Raw genomic sequence first — 10,295 nt, 5'->3', positions numbered from 1 at the left:
AAGGTGGGTCAAGCCTGCTTCCAGCAGGCTTGACCACGAACATAGGATCTCGACTCTACAAAGAGCGACGGCCGAGCATGGGCTCGGCTCTGCAGCAACCGCAGGTCAGCGCATCAGCACCACTTCCTCAGCCGAGGTCGGGTGGATCGCCACGGTGTCATCGAACTGGGCCTTGGTCGCGCCCATCTTCACCGCCACCGCGAAACCCTGCAGGATCTCGTCGGCCGCTTCGCCCAGCAGGTGGATACCCACCACGCGTTCTTCCGGGCCGGCGCAGACCATCTTGAACAGGCTGCGCTGTGTACCGTTGGCCAGCGCCTGCAGCATCGGTCGGAAACGGCTGTGGTAAACGCTCACCTGGTCGAAACGCGCGCGCGCTTCTTCCTCGCTCATGCCCACCGCGCCCAGCGGCGGGTGCGAGAACACCACGCTGGCCACGTTCTCGTAATCCATCTTCGACTGCGGGCGACCACCGAACAGGCGATCCATCAACCGTCGCGAAGCAGCCACCGCCACCGGGGTCAGGCCGACCTTGCCGGCGATGTCACCCACCGCGTGCACGCTCGGTACGCTGGTGGTCTGCCATTCGTCCACCTGCACCTGCTGGTGTTCGCCAATGCCGATGCCGAGCGCTTCCAGGCCCAGATCACGACTGTTGCCGCGGCGGCCGGTGGCGAAGAACACCGCGTCGAACACGCTGTCGAGCGGGCCGTCATGGCCGAACGCACGTACGCGTTCGCCATCGCGCTGCAATTCGCGCAGGCGATAGCCGAAATGGATGCGCACGCCCTGCTGCTTCAGGTTCTCGGCCAGCTGATCAGTCAGCTCGTAATCGAAGCGATCCAGCAGCCGTTGGCCACGCACCAGCAGGCTCACCTTGCTGCCCAGTGCCTGCAGCAGGCCGGCCAGCTCCACCGCGATGTAACCGCCACCGATGATCGCCACCTCGGCCGGCGCCGCGCGCAGGTCGAAGAAATCATCGGAGACCAGGCCCAGTTCCGCGCCGGGGATATCTGGACGCAGCGGGTGCGCGCCGGTGGCGATCAGGATGTGCTCGGCGCTGTAACGCACGCCATCACTGCAGGCAACGGTATGCGCATCGAGCAGATGGCCGCGCGCCGGAATGCGCACCACGCCGGTCTCATCCAGGCGTTTGTGGTAGCTGGTGTGGATGTTGCTGATGTAGGCCTGGCGATGGATCACCAGTTCCTTCCACGACAGCGCCGGGCGCGCCTGAACATCGAAGCCCATCGCACTGGCCAGGCCGATGCGCTCGTGCAGGTCGGCCGCCAGCCACATCGCCTTCTTCGGCACGCAGCCGACATTGACGCAGGTCCCGCCCAGCTCACCGGGCTCCAGCATGGCCACGCGCTTGCCATGCTGCGCGGCACGGATCGCACCAGCCAGGCCGGCGGAGCCGCCGCCAAGGACGATCAGGTCGTAATCATAGGGTGCAGTGCTCATCGGAATCGCTCGGGTCGGTAAGGGGCAGGATCGATCGCTGGCGTGCGGCCGCAGACGAGATCGGCGATCAGCTGGCCGGTGCCGGCGCTCATGCTGATGCCGAGCATGCCATGCCCCGCTGCAAGCCAGACGTGAGGATGCGCGGGCGCGCGGCCGATCAACGGCACGTCGTCCACGCTCATGGGGCGCCACCCGCACCATTGCTCTTGCAGCTGCGCACCGCGCGGCGCGCGCAGGTAGCGGTCGGCGGCCTGCTGCAGGGCCTGCAGGCGGGCCGTGCGCAGCTGCGGGTCGGCACCGGCGAATTCCATGGTGCCGCCCAGTCGCAACGCATCGCGCCAGGCAATCACGAACACGGAATGGTCCTTCAGTACGACTGGACGCTGCGGCACCTGCTCCGGTCGTGACCAGGTCAGCGAATAGCCCTTGCCGGGCTGGATCGGCACGCGCAGGTCCAGTTGCCGTGCCCAGTCGCGCGACCACGGGCCAGTGGCCAGTACCAGCTCACGCGCCCGCACGGTCTGCAGGCCGGCCTGCACGCGTACGCCCTGCGCATCGTCACTGAATCCCTGCACGTCCACCTGTTCGTCGATCACCACGCCCTGCGCGCGCAGCACGCGCGCCAGTTCGGCGGTGTAGCGGTCCGGACGCAGCTGGGCATCGCCGGGGAAGTGGATCGCACCGGCAAGGCGATCATGGAACGCCGGATTGTCGCGCGCGTAGTCGGTGCCATCGATGCGCGCCGAGGCAATGCCCTGTGCGTTCAGCGCCTCACAATCGGCAGCGTGGTGATCGAAATTGCGGGCGTCACCGAACACATAGTCCAGACCGCGCGCCTCGAACTCGCAGTCCAGCGCATGCGTCTGCACCCACTGCGCCAGGCGCAGCCGTGAATCATTCAACAATGCGCCGCGTGCCCGCGTGGCGTGCAGCCAGTCGCGTGCGTTGCAGCGCGCCCCGAACTGCAGCAGCCAGCGCCACAATGCTGGGTCCAGTCGCGTACGCACGTACAGCGGCGCACGCGGATCGAGCATCCAGCGCAGCGCGCGCAACGGTACGCCAGGCGCTGGCAGCGGCGGCGCGTGGCTGGGGGTGATGGTGCCGCAGTTGCCATGCGAGGTCGCGCCGCCGACACGCCCACGGTCGATCACGCGTACCTGCCGGCCCTGTGCGCGCAGCGCGAGCGCGACGGCCAGTCCAATGGCACCGGCGCCGACCACGATCACATCCTCGCGCGCGCCCTGCATCGATCAGCCCTGCCCGGCCCCACGCCGCATCGGCGGCCACTGCCGGTAGGTCATCGCACGCCACAGCCATTCCATGGGCCCGAAACGGAAGCGGCGCAACCACGCGTGCGAAATGCCCACCTGCACAGCGAACAGCAGTAGTGCGAACAGCAGCTGCACGCTGCGCGGCATCACCTCGAACCATCCCAGTCCGTAGTGATAGAAAAGCAGCGTGCAGACCAGCGACTGCGCCAGGTAATGGGTCAGCGCCATGCGCCCCACCGGCGCCAGCCAGGCCAGCCGCGTGCGCCAGTGCACGATCCACGCCAGATAGCCCAGGCACATCGGCAGGCCGCCTATGGTCACCAGGCCCATCGCCGCCGTCACCGGAAGGTTGTAGGCGCCCGGTGCCAGGTAGGGTTTCCAGGCAACGCCGATCAACGTGACCAGCAGGCCCAGCGGCAACGCGACCCAGCGCAGCGACGCGTACAGCCGCGGGAAGCGCTCCGGCGCCGCCAGCGCGCCACTGCCGGCGAACCAGCTGCCGATCAGGAACATGCCCAGCACTTCCGGGCCGGTGATCAGCAGCGCCCCCATGGACGTACCGAACTCACTCAGGCGCTGCACATTGGCCTGCGCCCAGCTGCCCTGCCCGTACACCTGCCGCTGCAGCTCAATGCTCCGCTGCGCCTCGGCAAGCATGCCCTGCACATCTTCGGCCGAAGCCATCGACACCATCGCGCCGACCAGCAGCATCATCGCCACACCGCCGAGGTAGACCATCAACCCCATCCACGGCAGCCAGCTGCGTGGCGCCTCGCGGCACGCCAGCAGCGGCAACGAGATCAGTGCATACATCACCAGAATGTCGCCGGACCAGACCAGCAGTGCATGGCACAGACCGATCAGCAGCAAGCCAGCGCTGCGGCGCAGGTAGAACGGGGTGAAGTCGCGCCCGGCGGCCTCAGCGCGCTGCGCCATCACCGCGAAGCCGGCACCGAACAGCAACGAGAACAGGGTGAAGAACTTGCCCTGCACGAACACGTAGACAAAGGCATCGGCCCAGTAGTCGATGCCCTGCCAATGCACGTCGATGCCGGTGAACGCCAGGTCCAGCGGCCCGCTGAAGGCCTCGATGTTCATCAGCAGGATGCCCAGCAGCGCAGCACCGCGCAGCACGTCAAGCACGGCGATGCGTTCGCCGGAAGCCACCGGCTGCAGGGAAGGAGAAGCGGCGTTCACAGGGCGTCCGTCGGGCAGGTCCGCCATTATGCCGCCGGCCTGCGCGCCATGGATGGCCGCGCCGTGTTCCACAATCGCAACGGCCCGCCGAAGCGGGCCGTTGCTGCCATCACGATCGCGCTGCGATCAGTGCTGGTGACCGCCGTCGCCGTGGACGTGGCCGTGGTCGATTTCTTCCTTGCCGGCTTCGCGCACATCGACGATTTCCACGTCGAAGTGCAGGTCCTTGCCGGCCATCGGATGGTTCAGGTCGACGTCGACGACGCTCATGCCGACCTTCTGCACGGTCACCGCACGCGGGCCGAAGTTGGTCTGCAGCACGACCTGCTGGCCCGGAGCCAGCTTGGTGTTGCCGAAGTGCTTCTTCGGCACGCGCTGGGACAGGCCCTCACGGCGCTCGCCGTAGGCATCGGCAGCGTTGACGTCGACGCTGAAGGTCGCGCCGGCTTCCTTGTCCATCATGGCGTTTTCCAGGCCCGGGATGATGTTGCCGTGGCCGATCAGGATCGCCAGCGGCTCGCCGCGGTCCTTGGACGATTCGATCGGCTCCTGGCCGACTTCGGAAACGGTGTAGTGGAAGCGGACAACGCGGTCTTTTTCGATCTTCATGCGCAACTCTGTCTGGATCTGCCGGAGGCAGGCGGGTTGGGGCGGGTTGTCGCCCGGCGGGGACGCCGCCATCATGACGGCCAATCCTAAGGTGGCGCATTATCCGGAGATCATGCACATCACGCCAGTTTCGTCCGGCCTGCGCCGGCTCCTCGCCCCGGCCCTGCTGCTGGCCCTGCCCGTGCTGATGACCGCCTGCGGCGGCGGCAAGGCCACCCGACCCGCGCCGCCCCCGCCGACCGCGAACTGGCCGAAGACCGTGCCGGACAATCCCGAGGCGGCCAACTCGGTGCTGATGCGCGCCATCAGCCTGGTCGGCACCCCCTATCGCTATGGCGGCAATACTCCCGACTCCGGCTTCGACTGCAGCGGCCTGGTGGCCTACGTCTACCGCGAGATGCTGGACCTGAAACTGCCGCGCACCTCGCGCGACCTGGCGGCGGTACAGGGCCCGAAGATCGACCCGCAGCGCCTGGCCACCGGCGACCTGGTGTTCTTCGGCAGCCGCGGCAGCGTCACCCATGTCGGCATTTATGTGGGTGAAGGGCGCTTCGTGCACGCGCCGAGCACCGGTGGCACGGTCCGGCTGGACTCGCTCAGCGGTCCGTACTGGAAGGACCACTACACCGGGGCGAAACGCGTCCTTCGCTAAGATGAACAGGCGATATGTTCAAAATTGTGACGCACATCACCGTGCAACTAACGATTTACTAACGGAATTTTTAACTTATTGCCGCTTTTACAGGGCATGATGCCCCATCGTTTTTTTCCTGTGACCGACGCGTGACGACTGACGACCTGAAAAGCGAAGGCCAGACTTCCGTATCTTCACGTAGTGCCCGCCCGCTGTTGCTTGGCCTGGCACTGTGTCTGACCAGCCTTCCGGCCTGGTCGCAGACTGCTCCGAACCGTTCCGATGTGACCCCGGCCCCGGTGGCCGAGAGCACCGCCCGACCGGCCGCCAAGGCCGAGGCTGCCGCTCCGCAGCGCAGCCGCGTCGATGCCGCCGCCAGCGCCACGCTGGCCGCCCTGCTGCCGCACCTGGCCGCCAATGACACCATTCCGCTGATGGACCGCTCGGCCGTGGTAGCCGGTGATCTCAGCCGCCTGCTCGCCAACTACGACACCAGCAGCGCCGCCAATGGCAGCGTTGTCGGCACCGCCGCCGACAACGGCAAGGTGCAATCGCTGCTGCGCCGCGCGATGACCCTGCTGGGCACCCCGTACCGTTGGGGTGGCAGCAACCCGGACAGCGGTTTCGACTGCAGCGGCCTGGTCGGTTACGTGTTCCGCTCGGCCCTGGGCATCGAGCTGCCGCGCGTGTCGCGCGAGATGGCACACGACGACAACGCCGAACTGATCAATGATCGCACCGCACTGGCTGCCGGTGACCTGGTGTTCTTCGGCCGCAAGGGCCGCGTCGACCACGTCGGCATCTATGTTGGCGATGGCCGCTTCCTGCACGCACCGAGCTCCGGCAAGGACGTCCGCGTGGACACCCTGCTCAGCGGCTACTGGGGCAACAAGTTCATGCAGGCCCGCCGGGTCGATCTCTGATCTGACCGGTTGGCGCTACCGCGCCGCCTGACACGAGAAAGCCGCTGCCCTGCAGCGGCTTTTTTGTTGGGCCCGTGCAATTGGTGGGTAGCTGCCGACCTTGGTCGGTACCGCCGCCATCCACGCATGGCGTGGATCTACCAGGGCCCAGCGTGGCCGGCACCGCGTCGGCCACCTCCCAAACAAAAGGCCCGCCGGTCAGGGCGGGCCTTTCGTCCCCACGCAACCTCAGCCGCGTGGCGGTGTCGGGTCCGGATCGTCCACGCCCACGTTGCTGGACGGGTTGTCATACACCGCCTGGTCAAGCAGGCCGGTTTCCTTGGCCACGATCACCGGCACCAGCATCTGGCCCGTCACGTTCGTCATCGTGCGCATCATGTCCAGGATGCGGTCGATGGCATACAGGTAGCCGATGGTCTCCAGCGGCAGGTTGGCTGCGCTCAGCACCACCGTGGCCATGATCACCGCGGTACCTGGCACGCCGGCCGTACCGAAGCTGCCCAGCACCGACGCGATCAGCACCACCACGTACTGCTCCGGGGTCAGCGGCACACCGCTGTACTGCGCGATGAACACCGCGCACAGCGCCGGATAGATCGCGCCGCAGCCATCCATCTTGATGCTGGCACCCAGCGGCACCGCGAACGAACCGTAGTCCTTGTTCACGCCCAGGTTGTGGGTGATCGAGCGCAGCGCCACCGGCATCGCTGCGAAGCTGGACGAGCTGACGAAGGCGACCTGCATGCCCGGCGCCGCGCCACGGAAGAACTTCAGCGGGTTCAGGCCGTGCGCCAGCAGCAGTGCGCTGTAGACCACCACGATGTGCAGTGCGCAGGCCACGTACAGCGCCAGCACGAAGTGGCCCAGCGGCAGCAGCTTCTCGAAACCGTAGCTGCCGACCAGGCCGGCAATCAGGCCGAAGGTGCCGATCGGGGTGACTTCCAGCACGAAGCGGGTCACCTGGATCATGATGTCGCTCATCTGCCCGACCAGCTTGCGCGCCTCGGTCACCTTCTCGCCCAGCTTGACGATGGCAAAGCCCACCAGGCCAGCGAAGAAGATCACTGGCAGGATCGAGCCGCGACCGGCAGCCAGCACGGTTTCACCGGCCGCATTGACCTTGGTGCCGATGCCGGACAGCGCGTAGAAGACATTGGCCGGCACCACGTCCAGCAGCACCTGCACCACGCTGGGCACTTCGCGCGGCACGTAGTTGCTGGCCATCGACAGCTGCAGGCCACCGGCCCCGGGCTGCAGCACGGTACCCACGCCCAGGCCGACGCACACCGCCAACGCGGCGGTGATCACGAACCACAGGAAGGTGCGGCCACTGAGCGCGGCGACCGACTTCTGGCCGTGCAGCGACGAGATTGCGTTGATGACCGCGAAGAACACCAGCGGCACGGCGATCATCTTGATCAGGGTGACGTACAGCTCGCCGAGCGGGCCGAACCACGTTTCCGCGGCCGGGCCGAGCGCCCAGCCGGCCAGCGCGCCGAGCACGAAGCCACCGACCACGCGCTGCCAGAATGGAATCCGCAGCCAGGCAGAGACCAGCTTCATAGGCAATCCAGAGGGGAAGGAAGGGATGCTGGCACGATAGCCCATGGCGGCCCGCAGAACGACCGCCCGGCCGGCAAATCAGTGTGTCATCGGCGTGCCTTGCGAGGGCGGGCATAATGAACGTCCCGTTACAGTTTGTGAGATCCCAGCGTCCATGCGCCGTTCCGTCTCCCTGTTGGCCGCCTGCGCCACCACCCTGCTGCTGGGCGCCTGCGCCAGCACCACCCCCGCGTCCGCCCCGGCCGGCCTGAAGGTCGCCGTCGACCCCGTTGCCCATCCGGCCGGCGAGACCCCGCAGTGGTGGTACCGCAGCGGCGCCGCCCAGGCCGCCGCCAACGGCGCGATGTCCGGCAAGGCCAAGAACGTCATCCTGTTCCTCGGCGACGGCATGAGCCTGACCACGGTGGCCGCCTCGCGCATCTACGAAGGCCAGCAGAAGGGCGGCTCGGGTGAAGAGAACCTGCTGTCCTGGGAGCGCTTCCCGGCCACGGCGTTCAGCAAGACCTACAACACCGATTCGCAGACCCCGGATTCGGCCGGCACCATGACCGCCATCACCACCGGCGTGAAGACCCACATGGGCGCGATCGGCGTCAGCGCCGGCAGCCGCACCGACTGCGCCGACAGCCTGTCCAAGGGCCTGCTGACCTGGCTGCAGCTGGCCGACAGCGCCGGCCTGGCCACCGGCGTGGTGTCCACCGCACGCCTGACCCATGCCACTCCGGCCGCCACCTATGCGCACTCGCCCGAGCGCAACTGGGAAAACGACACCGACCTGACCGAAGCCGCGAAGGCCGCCGGCTGCAAGGACATCGCCCAGCAGCTGTTGTCCACCTCGCGCTATGGCCGTGGCCCGCTGGTCGCCCTCGGCGGTGGTCGTGGTGAGTTCACCACCGTGGAAGAGCGCGATCCCGAGTACGACGACAAGGTCGGCCAGCGCCTGGACGGCCGCAGCCTGGTGCAGGAATGGCAGCAGGCGCATCCGCAGGGTGCCTACGTGTGGAACAGCAAGCAGCTGGCCGCCGCCGCGAATGCGCCGGCCATCCTTGGCCTGTTCGAGCCGGACCACATGCGCTACGAATACGAGCGCCCGCAGGATCCGGGCGGTGAGCCGAGCCTGGCCGAACTGACGGCGGCAGCCATCAAGAACCTGGCCAAGCACCAGGAAGGCTACGTGCTGATGATCGAAGGCGCGCGCATCGACCACGCCAACCACAGCGGCAACGCCTACCGTGCGCTGACCGAGACCGTGGCCCTGTCCGACGCGGTGCGCGTGGCCAACGAACTGACCTCGGCCGACGATACCCTGATCATCGTCACCGCCGACCACTCGCACACCCTGAACTTCGTCGGCTACCCGGCGCGCGGCAACCCGATCCTGGGCAAGGTGAAGGACAAGGGCGGCGAAGATGGCGCCGGCAAGCTCGACTACGCGCTGGACGGCACCGGCCAGCCGTACACCACCCTGAGCTACGCCAATGGCCCGGGCCATACCGGCAGCAGCAACCAGCAGCCGGCCGGTCCGAAGCGTTACCCGCACAACCCGAGCAGCTTCGAACCGGCCAACGGCCGCCCGAACCTGCGCGAGGTCGACACCGAGCATCCGGACTACATGCAGGAAGCACTGGTGCCGATGAAGTCCGAGTCGCACGGCGGCGAAGACGTCGGTATCTGGGCACGCGGCCCGGGCAGCAAGGCGATCCGCGGCACGCTGGAACAGAACGCGATCTACCACATGATCGTGCAGGCCACCCCGGCCCTGCGCGAACGCCTGTGCCAGGCCGGCACCTGCGATGACAAGGGCGTGCCGGTGCAGCTGCCGGCGCCGACCGCATTCGAGCGCAAGGCCGAGGCCAAGTGATCGTGAGGCAGGCCTACCCTGCTCCTGCCAGCGGCCGCTTCGCGCGGTCGCTGGTCCTGCTTGGCGTGCTGGTCAGCGCCAATGCAGCGGCACAGGCACCGGCGTGCAAGCTGCTGACCGACGAACACGGATTGTGGCCGCTGCCCAACTGCGAAGTGGTCGATCACCGGCCGAAGATCAGTGCCGACACCTTGAAGGACCTGAATTACGACGACCATGGCCTGGCCGTGGTGTACGCCGACCAGGGCTTCCACTACGTCAACCGCAAGGGCCGCAGCCTGCCGGTACTGACCTGGGACAACGGTCCGGAAACACCGCAGGAAGGCCTGCTGCGCGCCCGCGTCGGCAACCGCGTGGCCTACTTCGATCTGAAGTTCCGCCAGGTGGTGCCCGGCACCTTCGATTTCGGTTGGCCATTCCAGGATGGCGTGGCCGAAGTCTGCAATGGCTGCCGGCGCGGCACGCCGGATGCCGATGGCCACACGCCGATGGAAGGCGGAGAGCGGTTCCGCATCGACCGTTCGGGCCGTCGGGTAAAGTAGGGTTTTCGGCAGGGCTGCGCCCTGCACCTGCAGACGCAACGGCCGAAGCAACAGCGTGCATTCCGTGGGATGGCGGGGCACTGTGGGTTTGCGGGGACGGCGCAAGTACGTCCATGTAGCCTTGGTCGCCGCATCCATGCGGCTCACACCCCGCAAACCCACAGTGCCCCGCCTTCGACAGATCTCCGCGGCTGTTGGTAGGTGTCGACCTTGGTCGACACATCTGTCAGA

The 10,295-nt window shown here is 67.2% G+C and carries 9 protein-coding genes; 4 read left to right on the top strand and 5 right to left on the bottom strand.

Annotated features, from left to right (window positions below; genetic code table 11):
* Positions 1-105: 105 nt before the first annotated feature.
* From gorA to QRO95_RS24250, 4 genes are all read right to left on the bottom strand, one after another.
* Positions 106-1,464 (bottom strand): glutathione-disulfide reductase, encoded by a 1,359-nt coding sequence (gorA, locus tag QRO95_RS24265; RefSeq protein ID WP_125893984.1) that lies wholly within the window; start codon positions 1,462-1,464, stop codon positions 106-108.
* Complete coding sequence (locus tag QRO95_RS24260; protein WP_285303646.1) at positions 1,461-2,711, bottom strand: FAD-binding oxidoreductase; 1,251 nt, start codon at positions 2,709-2,711, stop codon at positions 1,461-1,463. Before QRO95_RS24260 ends, gorA begins: the two co-directional genes overlap by 4 nt.
* Before the next feature lie 3 nt (positions 2,712-2,714).
* Positions 2,715-3,959 carry a DUF418 domain-containing protein gene (locus tag QRO95_RS24255; protein ID WP_049398730.1) on the bottom strand — a complete coding sequence of 415 codons (1,245 nt, stop codon included), beginning with the start codon at positions 3,957-3,959 and terminating at the stop codon, positions 2,715-2,717.
* 99 nt (positions 3,960-4,058) lie between these two features.
* Positions 4,059-4,541, bottom strand: a complete 483-nt coding sequence (locus QRO95_RS24250) for a peptidylprolyl isomerase (RefSeq protein WP_049398704.1) — start codon at positions 4,539-4,541, stop codon at positions 4,059-4,061.
* Between the two features lie 73 nt (positions 4,542-4,614).
* Between QRO95_RS24250 and QRO95_RS24245 the strand changes: the two genes are divergently transcribed.
* Both QRO95_RS24245 and QRO95_RS24240 read left to right on the top strand, forming a co-directional pair.
* The gene (locus tag QRO95_RS24245; RefSeq protein WP_065428014.1) at positions 4,615-5,193 is read left to right on the top strand and encodes a C40 family peptidase; all 579 of its coding nucleotides are present in this window, start codon (positions 4,615-4,617) and stop codon (positions 5,191-5,193) included.
* Between the two features lie 131 nt (positions 5,194-5,324).
* Complete coding sequence (locus QRO95_RS24240) at positions 5,325-6,098, top strand: C40 family peptidase (protein WP_005414115.1); 774 nt, start codon at positions 5,325-5,327, stop codon at positions 6,096-6,098.
* A gap of 228 nt (positions 6,099-6,326) precedes the next feature.
* Here QRO95_RS24240 and QRO95_RS24235 read toward each other — a convergent pair whose 3' ends face one another.
* Positions 6,327-7,661: a dicarboxylate/amino acid:cation symporter gene (locus QRO95_RS24235; protein WP_046988032.1), complete on the bottom strand. Its 1,335-nt coding sequence runs from the start codon at positions 7,659-7,661 to the stop codon at positions 6,327-6,329.
* 154 nt (positions 7,662-7,815) lie between these two features.
* On the opposite strand from QRO95_RS24235, the gene QRO95_RS24230 reads away from it, so the two are divergent.
* Both QRO95_RS24230 and QRO95_RS24225 read left to right on the top strand, forming a co-directional pair.
* A complete protein-coding gene (locus QRO95_RS24230; protein ID WP_032128997.1) occupies positions 7,816-9,522 on the top strand; it encodes an alkaline phosphatase in 1,707 nt (568 codons plus the stop codon).
* Entirely contained in the window at positions 9,519-10,064 is a 546-nt protein-coding gene (locus QRO95_RS24225; protein WP_164080556.1) for a WG repeat-containing protein, read from the top strand. The genes QRO95_RS24230 and QRO95_RS24225 overlap by 4 nt, the downstream gene beginning before the upstream one ends.
* The last annotated feature ends 231 nt before the right edge of the window (positions 10,065-10,295 follow it).

The organism is Stenotrophomonas maltophilia group sp. Smal13, assembly GCF_030236855.1.
GTDB lineage: Bacteria > Pseudomonadota > Gammaproteobacteria > Xanthomonadales > Xanthomonadaceae > Stenotrophomonas > Stenotrophomonas maltophilia_A.
This window is presented reverse-complemented; position numbering and strand designations above follow the sequence as displayed.